General features: G+C 69.2%; 20 protein-coding genes. 9 read left to right on the top strand and 11 right to left on the bottom strand.

Features of this window, described 5'->3' with window-relative positions:
• The 3 genes from QZ772_RS22755 to QZ772_RS22745 all read left to right on the top strand — a co-directional run.
• Positions 1–207: EamA family transporter (locus QZ772_RS22755; protein WP_295531453.1), on the top strand; the 207-nt coding region annotated here is incomplete at its 5' end.
• Positions 208–317: 110 nt separating this feature from the next.
• Entirely contained in the window at positions 318–602 is a 285-nt protein-coding gene (locus QZ772_RS22750; protein WP_295531450.1) for a ribbon-helix-helix protein, CopG family, read from the top strand.
• Between the two features lie 8 nt (positions 603–610).
• On the top strand, positions 611–904 hold the full coding sequence (locus QZ772_RS22745) for a type II toxin-antitoxin system RelE/ParE family toxin (RefSeq protein WP_295531447.1): 294 nt from the start codon (positions 611–613) through the stop codon (positions 902–904).
• Positions 905–923: 19 nt separating this feature from the next.
• On the opposite strand, the gene QZ772_RS22740 is transcribed toward QZ772_RS22745, so the two are convergent.
• The 10 genes from QZ772_RS22740 to QZ772_RS22695 all read right to left on the bottom strand — a co-directional run bounded on the left by QZ772_RS22740 (position 924) and on the right by QZ772_RS22695 (position 11080).
• Positions 924–1823: an alpha/beta hydrolase gene (locus tag QZ772_RS22740; RefSeq protein ID WP_295531444.1), complete on the bottom strand. Its 900-nt coding sequence runs from the start codon at positions 1821–1823 to the stop codon at positions 924–926.
• Positions 1824–1884: 61 nt separating this feature from the next.
• Positions 1885–2100: a hypothetical protein gene (locus QZ772_RS22735; protein ID WP_295531441.1), complete on the bottom strand. Its 216-nt coding sequence runs from the start codon at positions 2098–2100 to the stop codon at positions 1885–1887.
• Positions 2101–2191: 91 nt separating this feature from the next.
• Positions 2192–2956 (bottom strand): aspartate/glutamate racemase family protein, encoded by a 765-nt coding sequence (locus tag QZ772_RS22730; RefSeq protein WP_295531438.1) that lies wholly within the window; start codon positions 2954–2956, stop codon positions 2192–2194.
• 8 nt (positions 2957–2964) lie between these two features.
• The gene (hydA, locus tag QZ772_RS22725; protein WP_295531435.1) at positions 2965–4383 is read right to left on the bottom strand and encodes a dihydropyrimidinase; all 1419 of its coding nucleotides are present in this window, start codon (positions 4381–4383) and stop codon (positions 2965–2967) included.
• A 28-nt stretch (positions 4384–4411) separates the two neighbouring features.
• A complete protein-coding gene (locus QZ772_RS22720) occupies positions 4412–5209 on the bottom strand; it encodes an SDR family NAD(P)-dependent oxidoreductase (protein WP_295531432.1) in 798 nt (265 codons plus the stop codon).
• Positions 5202–6212, bottom strand: coding sequence for an NAD(P)-dependent oxidoreductase (locus QZ772_RS22715; RefSeq protein WP_295531429.1), 1011 nt, complete (start codon positions 6210–6212; stop codon positions 5202–5204). The genes QZ772_RS22720 and QZ772_RS22715 overlap by 8 nt, the downstream gene beginning before the upstream one ends.
• Entirely contained in the window at positions 6205–6990 is a 786-nt protein-coding gene (locus tag QZ772_RS22710; RefSeq protein WP_295531426.1) for an ABC transporter ATP-binding protein, read from the bottom strand. The genes QZ772_RS22715 and QZ772_RS22710 overlap by 8 nt, the downstream gene beginning before the upstream one ends.
• A gap of 3 nt (positions 6991–6993) precedes the next feature.
• A complete protein-coding gene (locus tag QZ772_RS22705; protein WP_295531423.1) occupies positions 6994–7869 on the bottom strand; it encodes an ABC transporter permease in 876 nt (291 codons plus the stop codon).
• A gap of 19 nt (positions 7870–7888) precedes the next feature.
• Positions 7889–8890 (bottom strand): ABC transporter substrate-binding protein, encoded by a 1002-nt coding sequence (locus QZ772_RS22700; protein ID WP_295531421.1) that lies wholly within the window; start codon positions 8888–8890, stop codon positions 7889–7891.
• 300 nt (positions 8891–9190) lie between these two features.
• Positions 9191–11080 (bottom strand): TolC family outer membrane protein, encoded by a 1890-nt coding sequence (locus QZ772_RS22695; protein ID WP_295531418.1) that lies wholly within the window; start codon positions 11078–11080, stop codon positions 9191–9193.
• A gap of 361 nt (positions 11081–11441) precedes the next feature.
• Between QZ772_RS22695 and QZ772_RS22690 the strand changes: the two genes are divergently transcribed.
• From QZ772_RS22690 to arsH, 6 genes are all read left to right on the top strand, one after another.
• Positions 11442–12038, top strand: coding sequence for a transglutaminase-like cysteine peptidase (locus QZ772_RS22690; RefSeq protein WP_295531456.1), 597 nt, complete (start codon positions 11442–11444; stop codon positions 12036–12038).
• Between the two features lie 67 nt (positions 12039–12105).
• Positions 12106–14199 (top strand): EAL domain-containing protein, encoded by a 2094-nt coding sequence (locus QZ772_RS22685; protein WP_295531415.1) that lies wholly within the window; start codon positions 12106–12108, stop codon positions 14197–14199.
• Positions 14200–14362: 163 nt separating this feature from the next.
• Positions 14363–14683 carry a metalloregulator ArsR/SmtB family transcription factor gene (locus tag QZ772_RS22680; RefSeq protein ID WP_295531411.1) on the top strand — a complete coding sequence of 107 codons (321 nt, stop codon included), beginning with the start codon at positions 14363–14365 and terminating at the stop codon, positions 14681–14683.
• 41 nt (positions 14684–14724) lie between these two features.
• Positions 14725–16011, top strand: a complete 1287-nt coding sequence (locus QZ772_RS22675; protein ID WP_295531408.1) for an arsenic transporter — start codon at positions 14725–14727, stop codon at positions 16009–16011.
• Between the two features lie 21 nt (positions 16012–16032).
• Positions 16033–16461 carry an arsenate reductase (glutaredoxin) gene (arsC, locus tag QZ772_RS22670; RefSeq protein ID WP_295531405.1) on the top strand — a complete coding sequence of 143 codons (429 nt, stop codon included), beginning with the start codon at positions 16033–16035 and terminating at the stop codon, positions 16459–16461.
• Entirely contained in the window at positions 16445–17164 is a 720-nt protein-coding gene (gene arsH / locus QZ772_RS22665; protein ID WP_295531401.1) for an arsenical resistance protein ArsH, read from the top strand. The genes arsC and arsH overlap by 17 nt, the downstream gene beginning before the upstream one ends.
• 104 nt (positions 17165–17268) lie before the next feature.
• On the opposite strand, the gene QZ772_RS22660 is transcribed toward arsH, so the two are convergent.
• On the bottom strand, positions 17269–17783 hold a 515-nt coding region (locus QZ772_RS22660), incomplete at its 5' end, for a type I secretion C-terminal target domain-containing protein (RefSeq protein WP_295531400.1).

Below are 17783 nucleotides of genomic sequence, written 5' to 3'. Positions count from 1 at the left end.
CTGTTCTTCCGACTGATCGCCCGCGCCGGGCCGGCCAAGGCCCTGACGGTGACCTTCCTCGTGCCGGTGTTCGCCGTGTTCTACGGCTGGCTGCTGCTGGGGGAACGCGTGACCGCCTGGATGCTGGGCTGCGCGCTGGTGATCGTGTGCGGCGTGGCACTGTCTAGCGGGCTCGTGCGGCTGCCGCGGTGGCGACGTGCTGCCTAGGGATGCGCTTCACGAGTGCGCGCGCCGGAGGCATCTGCGGACTCGGGCGATCTGCGTCGTTGCCCGGCTGCGTGACACAATCATGCTACAGCCCAGTGGAGCGCCCTCCGATGTCGACCACCACCATCCGCCTTGAAGAACAGCTGAAGGCGCGCATCGCGCGAGCGGCAGCGCGCGCCGGCAAATCGCCGCACGCCTTCATCCTCGACGCGCTCGCAAACACCGTCGAACACGACGAGATCGATGCCGAACTGCACCGCACCGCCGAAGAGCGTTGGGCGAACATTCAGCACACGGGGGCAACGGTGCCCTGGTCGGAAGCCAAGGCCTACATCCAGGCACGGGCCACCGGCAAGAAGGCCGCTCGCCCGGCCGCACGCAAGCCGCCACGCTGAACGTCGCCGTGACCCGCATCGAACTGGCGCCCGAGGTGCTGGACGATCTGGAGCATTTCGTCGAACACCTTGAGCAGCACGGCGCTGACGGACGACCTGAGCGGATGCAGGAAATCCTCGAAGCCTTCGACGTACTTGCACACAGCCCGGCCATTGGCCGTCCGGTCGAGGACGGCAAGCGTGAACTCGTGATCGGCAAGGGCAGCCGTGGGTATGCCGCGCTGTACCGGTACGTCGCCTCCGTCGACATCGTCTTCGTCCTTGCGCTGCGGGCCCGACGGGAAGCCGGCTTCAAGCATTGAGCCGAACGTCCCCGCTTTCCTAGTCAGTCGCCGCAGCCAGGAACGGCATCACCCGCGCCAGCAGCGCCTCGGGCGCCTCTTCGGCGATGTAGTGGCCACAAGGCAGCGGGCCGCCCTGCACATCCACCGCCACACGCTGCCATTCGGCCAGGGGCTGGAAGCAGCGGTGCACCACGCCCTCCTCGCCCCATAGCGCCAGCAACGGCACCTGGAGCTTGCGGCCGGCGTCGCGGTCCGCTCGGTCGTGGTCGAGGTCGATGGTGGCAGCGGCGCGATAGTCCTCACAGGTGGCATGCGCCGCGCCGGGCAGCGCAATGCAGCGTTGGTATTCGGCCAGGGCGCGCGGATCGAAGGGGGCCAGGCCCGCGCTGCGCTTGCCCATCAGGTCGGTGATGTAGCGGGCCGGATCGGCTTCGATCAGGCGCTCCGGCAAGGGCGCCGGCTGGATGAGGAAGAACCAGTGCCAATAGGCGCGTGCGAAGGCTTCGTTGGTCTGCTCGTACATGGCCAGCGTCGGCGCGATGTCCAGCGTCACCAGGCGACGCACGGCCTGCGGATGGTCCATGGCCAGCCGGTGGGCCACGCGGGCGCCACGGTCATGCGCGAGGACGAGGAAGCGCTTGAAGCCCAGCGTGCGCATCAGCGTCACCTGGTCCTGCGCCATGGCGCGCTTGGCGTAGTTGGCGTGGTCGGGAAGGCCGGCCGGCTTGGAGGAGTCGCCATAGCCGCGGATGTCGGCCGCGACGAGGGTGTAGCGTTGAGCCAGCGTGGGCGCCACCTTGTGCCAGATGGCGCGGGTCTGCGGATGGCCGTGCAGCAGCAGCAGTGGGGGGCCGGAGCCGCCGATGGTGGCGGCGATTTCGATGCCGTCGCCGACGTCGACGCAGCGTTCTTCGAATCCGGGAAAGAGCGGGGTCATGCAGGGAGTCTCCTAGGGACAGCCCTGCATGGTAGGCGCGCGCCCCGCGGCGCGCAGCGCGTCAGCGGTAGCGCGGGTCGTTGGGGCGCGCGTCGTAGCGGTTCGGCACGCCATCACCATCGCGATCGCGGTCATAGCGGTTGGGCACGCCGTCGCGGTCCCGGTCGCGGTAGGCGCCCGGCGGCGGGCCCGAGGGCGGGGGCGGCGGAGGCGCGACGATGCAGCCGGTCAGGGTGACGGCCAACAGGCCGAGCAGCAGGGGTGTCTTGATCTTCATGGGGAGGCTCCTTGCGGCGATGCCGCTGGCGGCAGACTGCCGCCCGGCCCCGGCAGGGTCTGTCGGACGCCGCCGCCCACGGCCGGCTGGCTCAGGCCGACGTGTGGCGGACCTGCGCCGCCTCCAGCAATGCAGCAAGCGCAGGCGGCAGTCCCTGGTGCGGCTTGGCCGGCGGCGGCGCCATGCTGCCGCGCCGGGCCGCGCCTGGCTGCAGTCCGTGGAGCATCTCGGCCTGCCGAACGGCGCTGGAAACCCCATCGACCACCGGCACCGGCAGGCGCCCCGCGAGCTGGCGCGCCAGCCCTGCCAAAGGGGCGCCGGCCAGGATCAGCACATCGGCCCCATCCTCGTCCACGGCACGTGCGCACAAGTCCAGCAGCGCCTGGCTGTGATCGTCCTGGATGCCGTCGATGCGCGCCAGCGGCCGGTCGAGCGCACGGATGCTGGCCAGCCGGCCCTCCAGCCCGTTGGCCTGCACCACCTCGCGATACCAGGCCTGGATGCGCTGGGAGATGGCGATGATCGAGAAGCGCGGGCCCAGCAGGCACGCACTCGCCAGGGCCGATTCGGTGAGTCCCAACACCGGCATCGGCAGCACCTCGCGCAGCGCCGCGAGGCCCGGGTCACCGAAAGCGGCCACGATCACCGCGTCGTGGCCCGCCGCATGCTCGGCCGCGACGTTGGCCGCCGCATAGGCGCCCACCATGGCCTCGAACCGGGTCTCGATGTAGGCCACGCCGAAGGGGGCGGTGTGCAGCGTGAGTTCGGTGCCCGGGCTCGCGCTGCGCGCCGCCTCGCTGCCGATGAGGGCCGTGACGCTGTCGGAGATGTTGGGGTTGATGACCAGGATGCGCATGGGTCCGATCATCCCCGGCGGCGTGGCACCAGCGTGGGCGTGCCGCAGTGCAGGAAGCGCCCTGAGCCCTGGCGGCCGGTGAAGTCCCGGCCGTCCCAGACCACGGCGCCGCGTGCGAGCGTCATGCCGGGCCAGGCCGTCAGGTGCATGCCTTCGTAGGGCGTGTAGTCCACGTTGTGGTGCAGCTGGGCGTTGCTCAGCACGAACTCGCGCTCGTCCCAGATCACGATATCGGCATCGGCCCCCACGGCCAGGCTGCCCTTGCGCGGATGCAGGCCGTAGGCCTTGGCCGGGTTGGTGGACGTCAGCTCGACGAACTTCTGCGGCGTGATGCGCCCCGCCATCACACCTTCGGACCACAGCAGCGCCATGCGCGTCTCGATGCCCGGGATGCCGTTGGGAATGTGACGGAAGCCCACTTCCTCGCCACCCGGCTTCTTGCCCTCCGTGCCGTCGAACTTGTAGGGCGCGTGGTCGGACGAGAACACGGTGAACAGGCCATCGGCGAGGCCGTTCCAGATCACCTGCTGGTTGCTCTTGTCGCGCGGCGGCGGGCTGCAGACGCACTTGGCGCCGTGGTAGCTGTCGTCGATGCCCAGGTCCTCGGCGGTGAGGAAGAGGTACTGCGGACAGGTCTCGGCGAAGACGTTCAGGCCGTGGGCGCGGGCCCAGCGGATCTGCTCGACCGCCTCACGTCCGGAGACATGCACGATGAGGATGGGCACGTCCACCAGTTCCGACAGCGCGATGGCCCGGTGCGTGGCCTCGCGCTCGACCAGCATGGGCCGCGCATGCGCATGCCAGCGCGGCGCGGTGCGACCGGCGGACTCCAGTCGCTTGGTGAGCCATTCGATGCAGTCGGCGTTCTCGGCATGGATCATGGCCATGGCGCCGTGCTCGCGCGCCACGGACAGCACGTCCAGGATCTGCCCGTCGTTCAGCTTCAGGCTGTCGTAGGTCATGTAAATCTTGAACGAGGTGTAGCCCTCGCGGATCAGCGCCGGCAGTTCTTCTTCGAGCACCGTGGGCGTGGGATCGCTCACGATCAGGTGGAAGCTGTAGTCCACGTGCGCTTTGCCTTCCGCACGCTGGTGGTAGTCGGCCACCGCGTCGCGCAGCGACTGGCCCTTGTGCTGCAGCGCGAAGGGAATCACGGTGGTCGTGCCGCCGCAGGCTGCGGAGCGTGTGCCGGTGTCGAAGTCGTCGGCCATCACCACCGGCGGCGGCTCGGGCTGATCGAGATGGCAGTGCGCGTCGACGCCGCCGGGCGTCACATGGCGGCCGGCCGCGTCGATCTCACGCGCCCCGGCCGGCAGGTGCTGGCCCAACTGCACGATGCGGCCGTCCTTCACGGCGATGTCGCAGTCGAAGATGTCGCTGGCCGTGACGGCGCGCGCGTTGCGGATGACGAGGTCGAAGGGTGACATGCGTGTCTCGTTGGGAAATCGGAAGGGATCAGGCGGCCATCCAGCCGCCATCGACCATGAGTTCGGCGCCGGTGATGAAGCGCGCCTCGGAACTTGCCAGGAAGAGCACGGCCTCGGCGACGTCCTCGGGCCGGCCCAGGCGGGGCCAGGGCGTGCGGCGGATGGCGCGCTCCATCACGACGGGGTCCAGGGCGCGGCCGCCCTGCCCCGTCTGGATCTTGCCGGGGGCCACGGCGTTGCAGGCGATCTGCTCGGCGGCATAGTCGGCCACCACCTGCCGGGTCATGTAGCCGATGCCGGCCTTGGTGACGCCATAGCCCAGGTCACCGGGCGCGGCGATCAGACCGTGCTGCGACGACAGGTTGACGATGCGGCCGCGCACCTCGTCCACCACGGCCTGCGTGCGCATCTGCCGCACGGCGGCGCGGCTGGCGCGGAAGGCGCCGCCGAGGTTGATGTCGAGCAGGCGCTGCCAGTCGGCGTCCTCCATGTCGGCCAGGGGCCGCGCATGGCGGATGCAGGCGTTGTTGACCAGCACGTCGAGCCGGCCCTGCCAGCGCACGGCTTCGGCCACGAGCGCATCGACCTGCTCGGTGCGGCTCACGTCGCAGTTCACGAAGCGGGCCTCGCCGCCTTCGGCCTCGATGGCCGCGAGCGTGGGCAGGCCGCCCTCGATGGGCTGCTCGGTGATGTCTGCCACGAGGACGAAGGCACCTTCGGCGGCGAGCCGTCGGGCGATGGCGCGGCCGATGCCGGAAGCGGCGCCGGTGACGATGCAGGTCTTGCCGGCCATGCGGCGGGCGGGGGTGGGCGCGATCTCAGGCATGGGCTGGCTCCGCGCTGCGCTGCAGCCAGGCGAGGAAGTCGACGCCGGCGCGCGGCAGGTCGTAGTGCGGCACGAAGCCGGTGTCGCGCCGCAGGGCCGTGATGTCCATGCTGGCGCGGTCGTAGTCGGCGTAGGGATCGACATTGGCCGTTTCGCCTTCGCTAGCGAGGGCCCACTCGGCGCCCTCGAAGCCCGGCTGCGTGCCGAGCCAGGCACACCAGTCGGCGACCGACCACTCGAAGCCGGCGGCCAGGTTGTAGATGGGCTGCGACGGCGCCTCGGTGTCGAGCAGCGCCGCGATGGCGGCGGCCGCATCGCGGACATAGAGCCAGTCGCGTCGCAGCGGTCGCGGCAGCCGAACTGGTTGATGGGCGCGCAACAGCCGCAAGGCCTGAAGCGGCGCACTGGGCGTGTCACGCACACCGGTATCGCGCTCCCAGGGGCCGAAGCAGGTGCCCAGGCGGCCGATGCGCAGGTCCATGCCCAGCAGGTCGGCCAGGCGCCGCGCGGCCGCTTCGGCCGCCATCTTGGAGATGCCGTACAGCCCCTCGGGCTGCAACGGCGTGTCGGTCTCGTGCAGGCGACCGGGCAGGCGCCCGCACGCGCCATAGGCCGAGCCAGAGCTGGCCAGCAGCACCCGCTGAACCCCCTGCGCGGCCGCCAGTCGCAGCGCCGTCGTCACAGCCACCAGGTTGACGGCGAAGATGCCTTCGGGCGCGCGCCGCTCGCGCTCGGCCGCCGCGGTGACGGCCGCCAGCAGGACCAGGCGATGCGGCCGATGCAGGGCCAGTGCGGCTTCCAGCGCTGCGGCATCGCCCACGTCGCCCCGCAAGGCGATGAAGCGCCCGGGCAGCGCGGCCAGCGCGCGCTGCGCCGCCTCGGGCAGCGGCGCCACATCCCAGCCGACCACCGTCTCGCCGCGGGCGAGCAGGTGCTCCACCAACGCAAGACCGACGAAACCCGCGGCCCCGGTGATGAAGGTGACCGATGCAGCCTCAGCCATGTGCGGCAGCGGTGGACGTCACGACCCCTTCAGGCCGCAGCAGTTGCAGGATGTGCCGCTTGTAGTCGTTGAAGCGCGGGCTGGTGGAATCGCGCGGACGCGGCAGGTCCACCTCGATCAACTCGCGGATGCGGCCCGGCCGCGCCGACATCACGGCGATGTGCGTGCCCAGCGCCAGCGATTCCTCGATGCCGTGCGTGACGAAGACGATGGTGCTCTGGCTGTCGCGCCAGATGCGCACCAGCTCGACATGCATGTCCATCTTGGTCTGCTCGTCCAGCGCGCCGAAGGGCTCGTCCATCAGGATCACCTCCGGATTCATCAGCAGTGCCCGGGCGATGCCCACACGCTGGTTCATGCCGCCCGACAGCTCGCTGGGAAAGTGGTTCTCGAAGCCGCGCAACCCCACCATGTCGATGAAGTGCTGCGCCTTCTTGCGGCGCTCGGCCTTGGGCTGGCCGCACATGGTGAGGTGGAAGGCCACGTTCTCCCAGACCGGCAGCCACGGCATCAGCGTGGGCTGCTGAAAGACCACCCCGCGGTCCACGCCCGGCGCCGTGACCGCCCGGCCGCCCACTGCCACCACGCCCCGCGTGGGATGGTCGAAGCCCGCGATCATGTTCAGCAGGGTGGACTTGCCGCAGCCGCTCGGGCCCAGCAGACAGAGGAACTCGTTGCGGCCCACGCTGAGGCTCACGTCGTCCAGCGCCTTGACGGCGCTGCCGCGACGCGGGTCCTCGAAATGGCGCGAGACGTTCTGGATGGTGATGAGGCTCATCGATCAGCCCTCCTTGGATTGCAGGGTGGAGCCTCGCTGCCAGCGCAGCACACGCGCCGACAGCAGCTTGATCAGCAGATCGCTGCAGTAGCCCAGCAGGCCGATGCTGGCCATGGCGGCGATGACGATGTCGTAGCGCAGGAAGTAGTACGAGTCCCAGAGCACGTAGCCCACGCCGCTCTTGACGGCCACCATCTCGGCCGTGACGGTCAGCATCCAGGCCGAGCCGATGGCGATGCGCAGGCCCGAGAAGATGCTGGGCAGCGCCGCCGGGAACACGATGTGCCGCAGCAGCAGCCGTGGCGTGCCGCCGGCCATGGCGCCCGCGCGCAGCAGGTTGCGGTCGCAGGTCTTCACGCCGTGGATGGTCGACAACAGCACCGGAAAGAACGAGCCCAGGAAGACCAGGAAGATCGCCGGCTTGTTGGCGATGCCGAACCAGATGATGGCCAGCGGAATCCAGGACACCGGCGGCACCGGCCGCAGCACCTGCAACAGCGGCTCGATCAGCTTCTCGATGGTGCGCGACCAGCCGATGGCCATGCCCAGGCCGATGCCCAGCGCCGCCGCCAGCGCGAAGCCGGCGAACACGCGGCCGGCGCTGGCCGCCACGTCGAAGAGCCAGTGCCCCGAATAGGTCTGCGTGTTGCCGTCGGTGCCGATCACCCAGTCGGCCCAGGCCACCAGCACCTGCGAGGGTGCCGGCAGCAGTGCGGGCGGCAGCACGCCCGAGCGGGAGAACAGCTCCCAGCCGATGAGCACCAGGGCCGGCACGATGGCGCGCTCGATGCGCCGGTACAGCCGCTTCCAGGCCGGCGTCGCGGCGGCGCGCGGCGCTGCAGGCCCGGCCGGCAGCGTGGTGGTGGAGGAGTCCGCCATCGTCGTCCCGCCCACGGCCTCAGTAGCCCAGCTGCGACTTGGGCTTGCCCGTCGCGGCCTCGAGGAAGCGGTAGTCGATGTTCTTCTCGACCGCCGCGGTCACGTCGTTGTTGATGTACTTGAGGTCGCGCATCATCTGCGCGATGGCCACGGCCGAGGCGCGGTGGATCTGGTAGTCGGGGTACAGGTTGGCGGCGGCGCCGGTGGCGATGGCCTTGTCCAGACCGGTCACCTTCTGGATGGTGTCGATGAACAGGCCCTTGTCCTTGGTCATCAGGTCGTTGACCTTGATGATGGAGCGCACCGTCTCTTCCACGGCCTTGGGCTTGCTGGCGATCACGTCGGAGCGGGTGACGATCAGATTGGTGAGCTTGCCGGCCGCCTGGTCATAGGGATAGGTGAAGAACTTGGCGGCCTTCACTTCGCGGATCTGGGTGGCGAAGGGGTCGACCGAGCAGATCAGCTCCACCTCGCCGCGGCGCAGGGCCTGCACATGGTCCGATGGGTTGGGGATGTTGATGAACTGGACGTCCTTGTTGATGTCGATGCCCTGCCTGGCGAAGGCGCCGCGCATGTGGATGTCCTGCGCATTGCCGCGCGAGGCGGCCACGCGGAAGGGCTTGCCCTGGGCCTTGTACTCGGCGATGACCTTCTTCAGGCCCGCCCAGTCGTTCTCGGCCACGGGCACGTCGTTGCCCACCAGGATCTGCGAGCCACCGTTGATCTGGCCCGAGATGGCGACCACGTCGAAGCCCTTGTCGAGCGCAGTGGCGTAGTGGAGGTAGGTGACCTGCGCGACGTCGATGCTCTTGGACAGCAAGGCCGTCAGCACGTCGTTGCCAGTGTTGAAGCCCGTGGCTTCGAGCTTGACCTTGGAGGCGTCGGCGTTCTGCGGCGTGAGGGCCAGCGGCGTGCAGTGCGCGCACTTGGCGTAGCCAAGCTTGATGGCGTCCTGCGCCTGGCCGGCAAGCGGCAGCAGGGCGGCGGCGGCCACCAGGAGGGGGGCGATGAATTGGCGCATGGGCATTCCCGGAAGGTTGAACAACAGGACCGGCGCGCAGCCGGATGACTGTCTTCAAGCAATGGGCGTGCCACTTTGTATCCAATCCATTGGCAGCCTGGATGCGTCTATTTATATGCAGCTACCCGCTTTCCCCAGAGAACCTCCAACGATTTCGCGCTTTGATTGGATACAGTTTTTCTTCTTGGTGCATCCACGCACCCCTTCGAGGCATGCGCCCCGCCCTTGACCGCCGGGCCAACGAAAACGGGCCCCGAAGGGCCCGTTGTGAGGAGTGTCGCCCCGTGCGGGGCGAGCCGGTCAGCGTGCCGGCGTGGCGACCTCGGACTGGATCTTCCAGGCCTGGCCTTCGCGCACGAAGCCCAGCGTCTTGTAGACCACGTCGTTGTAGTCGTCCGAGCGATAGGTCTGCTTGAACGAGGCCTGCGCGCCATTGGGGCCGTCCGGGCGCACCTGCACATCCTCCACCGTCACGCGGATCGGGCCGGGCTTGGTCACGCGGGTGGCGCGCAGCGACTTCCACGCCGGCACCGTGCCTTGCGCCGGGCGGAAGCTGGTGGCGTAGAAGCCCATGTACTTGTCCAGGTCCTTGGCCGACCAGGTGCGCGCCCAGTCCTGCACCGTGGGCAGCACACCGGAGATGTCGGCCGCGATCGGAGCGCCGGCCGGCAGCGGACGCGGCGCCGGCGAGGTCTGGCCCGGCGTGGGCTGCAGCGGCGGCCGGGAGGCCACCACGGCCGCGGTGTCCAGCACCTGCGGCGGCGTCATCTCGGTGCTGCACAGCACGGCCTCGTCCTCGGGCTGACCGCCTTCGGGCACTTCGGGGGCATCCACCATCAGCGGCTTCTGATTCAGCGCCGGCAGCAGGCCGTTGGTCTGCTGCAGCACGCGGTAGCCGGCCAGCAGGTAGTCGTAGCGCGCGTTCACCACGGCACGACGGGCCTGGAACACCTCGTTCTCGGTGTCCAGCAAGTCCAGCAGCGAGCGCTGGCCAATGTCGAATTGCTGGCGGAAGGCCTCGCGCGCCTTCTCGCTGGACAGCTGGTGCTGCTCCAGGTAGTTCAGCTGCTCGCGCAGGCGCCGCAGATCGTTGTAGGCGATGGTGGCCGTCTGGCGGATGTTGCGGCAGGCCAGGTCGCGCTGGTCCTGTGCGGCGTAGAAGTTCTCCTGCGCGGCGCGGGCGCGCGCATCGTCGGCGCCGCCGCGATACAGGTTGTAGTTCAGCACCACCTGCACCGAGCTGTTCTGCACGCGCTGCACCGTGTCGATGCCCGAGAGCTGCTTGTCGGTGCCGGCCTGCGCCACAAAGGCGACGGTGGGCGACTTGGCGGCCGTGCGCACGTCCAGGTCGGCACGGGCGGCACGGATGCCCGACACGGCCGACAGGAAGCCGGGGTTGCGGCGCATGGCCTCGTTGAGCACCTGCTGCGCCGCCGGCAGGTTGGCCGAGGTCTCGGGCACGGGCGACAGCTGCGCGGCGGGCAGTTGGCCCACCAGGCGCTGGAAGCGCTGCGTCACGTCGTGCAGGTTGGCGCTGTCTGTCAGCCAGTTGGACTGCGACAGGGCCGCGCGGCCCTGGGCCAGTTCCAGGTCCACGCGCTTGCCCACGCCGGCCGAGGCGCGGCGGTCGAGCTGCTCGCGCGTCTCGTTGTGGAAGCCCCAGTTGTCGGCGGCCAGGCGCTCGAGTTCGCGGTAGCGCGCCACGTCGATGTACGCCTGCACGGCCTGCAGCGCGATCTCGTCGCTGGCAGCCAGGTAGTCGTAGTAGCGGCTGAGCTTGGCGAAGCCGGCACGGCGCGTGTCGCTCGATGCGGCACCGCCGTCGAACAGCGTCTGGCGCAGCTGCAGGTTCGCACCCGGCCGGCTGTAGTTCTGGCTGTCGCTGCCGCTGATGCGGCTGCTCTGGTAGCCGGTGAAGGCCTGCAGGTCCACCTGGGGACGCAACGCGCTGCGCGCCACGGCCTGGTCGGCGTCCGATGCCTGGTACAGACGCAGGCGGGTGAGGACCTCGGGATTGCGGTTGATGGCCAGTCCCACAGCGTCGCCGAGGGATGCGGGCGGCACGGCGGTGGCGGCCGACGCGGTGGCGTCGACAGGCGCAGGAGCGGAGGCGGGACTGCTGGGCGTCTGAGCGACGGCGACGCTACAGGCCATCAGGGCGGCCACGGCAACAGGGCGGAAGGTCAGCATGGACATACGATCAATCAGGATCCCGGTTGGATTTGTAAAAAAAGATGGCGCGCGTCTGGTTTTTGTCAGGCACTGCTTCGCTGCACCGTGCATCTCTGTCGGCCATTTGCTGCAATCTAATAAATTATTCTACGTAGAGGTAACAGAGAGGTTAAGAATGTTGCAACATCTCGCTTACATTCGGAACTTTTCCGAGTCAGGCCCCTGAAAGAAGCGGCTTCGGCCCCCATTTTTCGTGCGGCCTGTGGTGTTTGCGCAACTCTTTCTGACGCAGCCTCCGTCAATCGGCGCCGGCTGGGTGGTCGCGCGTCGGTGGGGCGCGGCGCTGGCGTTCGGGCTTCTGCTCGCGCTGGGCGGCCCGGTGGGCGTCGGCGCCTGGGATGGCGCGCTCATGGAGCGCACCATGGTCCAGCGCTACGGGGCGTGGGGCCAGCAGGCCTTCACCGCATGGCGCGCGCTGGTCGACGGCGGCGCCCAACTGGACGAACGTGAAAAGCTGCGCCGCGTGAACGAGCACTGGAACCGCGCCGTGCGCTTCGGTGAGGACATGGAAATCTGGGGCCAGGAAGACTATTGGGCAACGCCTGTCGAGACGCTTGGGCGGGGCCGCGGGGACTGCGAGGACTACGTCATCGGCAAGTACTTCACCCTTCGCGCCATGGGCATGCCCGAGGAGCGTCTGCGCCTGACCTATGTGCGCGCCCGCGTCGGCGGCGCCACGCAGGCCCACATGGTGCTGAGCTACTACGCCACGCCCGAGGCCGTGCCGCTGGTGCTCGACAGCCTGGTCTCCAGCATCCTCCCGGCCAGTTCGCGGCCCGACCTCACACCGGTCTTCAGCTTCAACGCCGAGGGCATCTTCGCCGGCCCCGGCAATGCGGCCAGCTACCCCGTGGACCGGCTCACACGCTGGCGGGACGTGCTGGTGCGCATGCGCGCGGAGGGCTCGATCCCATGACCCTCCTGCACCCCTTCCGCGTGGGCGGCTGCCGTCTCCGCCCGCCCTTCCCCAAAGGAGAAATTCCGTGTCCCTCTTGAGACGACTCTGGCTCAGCGTGCTGCTGGCCATGTGCGCAGTGCTGCTGGGCACCTGGGCCGTCAGCATCGCCACGTCCCGGCTGTACCTGCAGCAGCAGCTGCTCGCCCAGGGCGCCGATGCGGCCGTCTCGCTGGCCATGTCCATCTCGCAGCAGGGCGACGACCCCGCCATGGCCGAGACACTGGTCAACGCGCTGTTCGACAGCGGCCACTTCCAGCAGGTGCGCTATACCGACGTGAAGGGCAAGGTCGTGGTGGACCGCGACCGCGGCGCCGTGCAGCCGGGGGCGGACGTGCCGGCATGGTTCTCCCGACTGCTGCCCCTGCAGGCCACGCCGGGCGAGGCCCTGGTGAGCAACGGCTGGCAGCAGGCCGGCCGGGTCACCGTGATCGCCAGCACCCAGTACGCCTACGTCGCGCTGTGGCGCGGCACCCTGCTGCTGGGCGCCCTGCTGGCGTTGACCGGCCTGCTCTGGGGCCTGGGCATCACGGCGCTGGTGCGCTGGCTGCGTCGTCCGCTCAAGCACATGGCCGACCAGGCCGACGCGGTGGGCAACGGCCAGTTCCACACCATCGAGGAACCGCGCGTGATCGAGCTGCGCAGCATGGCACGCGCACTCAACCGCATGGTCGCGCGGGTGCATGCCATGTTCACCGAGCAGGCAGCACAGATCCGGCGCCTGCATGCCGAGGCCACACGCGACCCGGTGAGCCGCCTGCCCAACCGTGAGTTCTTCATGGGCGCGCTGCGCAATGCCCTCGACGATGACGCCGACGACGCCACAGGCGGGCTGCTGCTGCTGCGCGTGGGCAACCTGGTGGCGCTGAACCGGCAGATCGGTCGCGAGCGTGCCGACCGCTGGCTGGCCGCCATCGCCAAGGTGCTGGCGGGCGTGCTGCCGACCGAGGGCGACCGCGTGCTCGCCCGCCTCAACGGTGCCGACTTCGCCTACCTCTGGCCGGGCGGCAGTGCCAGCGACCTGGCCGAGCACGCGGCCATGGCGCATGCGGCGGTGCTTTCGCTGCAGGATGCGCGCGACGGCGAAATGCCCAGCGTCTTCGCCCCGCCCTCCTCGGCCTTCGCGCCCCTGCCCACCGGCTTCGGCGCGCTCCCCAGCGACTTCGGCGCACTTGCCGTGAACGACGCGGCATCGGGTGCCGCCTCGGCCTGGGGCGAACTGGCGGCACGCCCGCCGGTCACGAGCGTGGACGTCGCCTTCGGCGGTTGGCGCCGCGGGGAGAGTGCGGGCGAAGTGATGGCCCGGCTGGACGCCGCGCTGATGCAGGCCGAAGGCGCCGTGCGCGGCATCGCGGAGGCCGCAGCGCCCGGCACCGAGGCACCGGTGATCGGCGAGAGCGCCTGGGACGCCCTGCTGCAGCAGGCGCTGCAGGAGCAGCGCTTCACGCTGGTCTTCTATCCCGTCTGCCAGACCGACGGCCGGCTGATCCACCACGAGGCCATGCTGCGCATGACGCCACCGCCCGACGCCCCCGAAGGCAGCGCCCTGCTGTCGGCCGGCGAATTCATGCCCGCCGCACTGCGCCTGGGCTGGGTGCAGGAATGCGACCTGATCGCCACCCGCCTGGCGCTGGACAGCCTGCAGCGCCAACCGGGCCCGCTGGCGGTCAACCTCTCGCCCCGCTCGCTGCTGGAACCCACCTTCCTGCCGCGGCTGGACACGCTGCTGCGCAGCCGCCCTGCCGACTGCAACTGGCTGTCCTTCGAGCTCAGCGAACGCGGCCTGGAGGAGCATGTGGACGCCCTGGCCATGCTCGCGCAGGTCCTGTCCCGCCACGGCTGCCGGCTGGGCGTGGAGCACTTCGGCCGCCAGCTCGCGCTGCTGCCGCGACTGCACGAGCTGCAACTGCACTACCTCAAGATCGACGGCTCCTTCGTCGCCAGCGTGGAGAGCAGCGAAGGCTATCGCCGTCTTGTGCAGGCCATGGTGGAGGTGGCGCGCGGCCTGGGCGTGGAGGCCTATGCCGAGCAGGTGTCTTCCGCGGGCCAATGGCGCACGCTGGCGGGCCTGGGCATCGGCGGCGTGACGGGGCCCGCCGTCACGCGCTATCTCAACCGCTGAGCATCCGGCAGCGCCGGAGGCATGCAAGGCGAACTCCATTTGCGGGCAGCGGCGCCGAAGCATGCAGCGCGGCCCGCCGCGAAACAAAGGCCGTAGCGGAAGGGCACGCCAGTCCGTCACAGGTTTATTTCCACGATTGTGGAAATATGGATAGGATGCGGCGATGGATCAAACGGAAGTGGTTGCGGCGCTTGCCGCACTTGCACATCCCGTGCGCCTGCAGGTCTTTCGCGCGCTCGTCGTCACGGGTGAAGGCGGATTGACACCCGGCGTCATCGGTGAGGCTTTGGGTGTGCCGAACGCCACGCTGTCCTTTCACCTCAAGGAGCTTGCCCGCGCGGGCCTGGTGACCCAAGAGCGCGCCAGCCGCAACATGGTCTATCGCGCAGCCTTCGAACGGATGGACGGCTTGCTGAGCTACCTGACCGACAACTGCTGCCAGGGCGCCAAATGCGCGGTGACGACCCCACCCTGCAAGTGCTGATGCCGCCGTTCCCACGCTTTGCTCTGCACTGAATACGTCCCATGCTGCTCGCCCTCCTCGTCTTCGTCGTCACCCTGACCTTCGTCATCTGGCAGCCGCGCGGCCTGGGCATCGGGTGGAGCGCCTGTGCCGGTGCGCTGGTGGCGCTCGCGCTGGGCGTCGTGCACGTCTCGGACATCCCGGTGGTCTGGGGCATCGTCTGGAACGCGACGGCGACCTTCGTGGCCGTCATCATGATCAGCCTGGTGCTCGACGAGGCGGGGTTCTTCGAATGGGCGGCGCTGCACGTCGCGCGCTGGGGCCGGGGTAGCGGCGTGAGGCTGTTCGCCTTCATCGTGCTGCTCGGCGCGGCGGTGTCGGCGGTGTTTGCCAACGACGGAGCGGCCCTCATCCTCACGCCCATCGTGATGGCCATGCTGACAGCACTGGGCTTTTCGCCGGGGGCCACACTGGCCTTCGTCATGGCGGCCGGATTCATCGCGGACACGGCCAGCCTGCCGCTGGTGGTCTCCAACCTGGTCAACATCGTCTCGGCCGACTTTTTCGACATCGGTTTCGGCCTCTACGCGTCGGTGATGGTGCCGGTCTACCTGGCCTCGGTCGCCGCCAGTCTGGGCGTGCTCTACCTGTTCTTCCGCCGCGACATCCCTGCGGCGTACGACCTGCAGCAGCTGAAGGCACCCGAGGCGGCCATCCGCGACCGAGGGACCTTCCTTGCGGGCTGGGCCGTGCTCGCACTGCTGTTGCTGGGGTTCTTCGGCCTGGAGCCGCTGGGCGTGCCGGTCAGCGCGACGGCTGCCGTCTGTGCAGCCGTGCTGATGGTCGTCGCCGCCAGGGGCCGCATCATCGGCGTGCGCAAGGTGCTCCAGGGCGCCCCCTGGCAGATCGTGGTGTTCTCGCTGGGCATGTACCTCGTCGTCTACGGTCTGCGCAATGCCGGGCTCACCGCCCACCTCGCAGGCCTGCTGGAGCGCGCGGCTGCAGGGGGCATCTGGGGCGCCGCCTTCGGCACCGGCTTCCTGAGCGCGGGCCTGTCCTCGGTCATGAACAACATGCCGACGGTGCTGGTCGGGGCCCTGTCCATCGACCAGTCTTCCGCCACCGGTCTGGTGAAGGACGCCATGGTCTATGCCAACATCATCGGCTGCGACCTGGGCCCCAAGCTGACGCCCATCGGCAGTCTGGCGACGCTTCTGTGGTTGCATGTGCTGTCCAGCAAGGGCACCACCATCCGCTGGGGCTACTACTTCCGCGTCGGCATCGTGCTGACCTTGCCGGTCCTGGTCGTCGCACTGGCCGCGCTGGCCTTGCGGCTGAGCATTGCGTAGCGGTCCCTTTCCAAGACAACCATGAGCATCACGATCTACCACAACCCCGCCTGCGGCACCTCCCGCAACACCCTGGCGCTGATCCGCAACACGGGCGACGAGCCGGCGGTCGTCGAGTACCTGAAGACGCCGCCCGACCGCGCCACCCTCAAGGGGTTGATCGCGGCGATGGGCATCGACACCCGCGCATTGCTGCGCCGCAAGGGCACGCCCTACGACGAGCTGGGCCTGGACGACCCGAAGTGGACCGACGAGCAACTCGTCGATTTCATGCTCGAACATCCCATCCTCATCGAGCGCCCCATCGTGGTCACACCGCTGGGCGTGCGCCTGTGCAGACCGTCCGAGCGGGTGCTGGAGATCCTGCCCCGCCCGCAGCAGGGCGCATTCACCAAGGAAGACGGCGAGAAGGTCGTCGACGCGGAGGGCCGGCGTGTCTCCCGACCTTGAACTGCCGCACCTGGACCGCGCGTCGTTCCAGCCGCTCGATCCCGAGCGACTGCTCCCCGCCCGGCGCTCCACGCACCCGCCCCGCATCCTGCTGCTCTACGGCTCCGTGCGCGCACGTTCGTACAGCCGGCTGCTCGCCGAAGAGGCCGCCCGCCTGCTGCAGGCCATGGGTGCCGAGACGCGCATGTTCGACCCGACGGGACTGCCGCTGCCGGACGGTGCCCCCGACGACCATCCCAAGGTCCAGGAACTGCGCACGCTGGCCCAGTGGTGCGAGGGCATGGTCTGGAGTTCGCCCGAACGCCACGGCGCCATGTCCGCGATCTTGAAGGCGCAGATCGACTGGATTCCACTGTCGGTCGGCGCAGTGCGACCGACCCAGGGCAAGACGCTGGCGGTGATGGAGGTGTCGGGCGGCTCGCAGTCGTTCAACGCCGTCAACCAGATGCGCGTACTGGGTCGGTGGATGCGCATGCTGACGATTCCGAACCAATCCTCGGTGGCCAAGGCCTTCGCGGAGTTCGACGAGGCGGGCCGCATGAAGCCATCGGCGTACTACGAGCGCGTGGTCGACGTGATGGAGGAGCTCGTCAAGTTCACCTGGCTGACCCGGGACAGCGCGCCCTACCTGGTGGACCGCTACAGCGAACGCCGCGAAAGCGCCGAGGCACTGTCCCGGCGCGTGAACCAGCGCAGCATCTGACCCGGGCGTGACTCGGGACGGCTGATGCGCCGCCTCACCGCGTAGCGCTCAAAAGAAAAAAACAGCCCCTGTGAAGGGGCTGTCTTGCTTGGCGTCGGAGCCGATCAGTCGGTGATCAGCTTGCCCTGGTTCAGCAGGTTCTGGATGATCGCCGCGTCGGTGAGCGAGTTGTTGTTGGTCAGGTCCACATTGCTCAGCACGATCTGCTGGGTCACGCCGCCGCCGGCCGCACCGTCGTGTTTCACGTCGATCACCGTGTCGCTGCCCGACTTGCTGAAGTGCAGGAAGCTGCCCAGGTTGCCCACGCCGGTGGTGTGGTTCTCGCCCTGCAGCAGGTCGCGCAGGTCGAGCACGTCGCCACCGTTGGCCTTCGACGCGGTGCCGAAGTCCGAGACGATGTCGCGGGCCGGCGTCGCCGTGGTGCCCTGGTCGCCCAGCTTCCACACGAAGGTGTCGGCGCCGGCACCACCCGTGAGCACGTCGTTGCCGGAACCGCCGCGGATCGTGTCCGCCCCGTCGCCGCCCCGGATCGAGTCGTCGCCGGCGCCGCCGTTGATCACGTCGTTGCCGGTGCTGCCCACGATCCGGTCGCCGTGGTCGGTGCCGGTGTAGTTCTGGC

The organism is uncultured Pseudacidovorax sp. (genome assembly GCF_913773995.1).
GTDB lineage: Bacteria > Pseudomonadota > Gammaproteobacteria > Burkholderiales > Burkholderiaceae_C > Xenophilus.
This window is presented reverse-complemented; position numbering and strand designations above follow the sequence as displayed.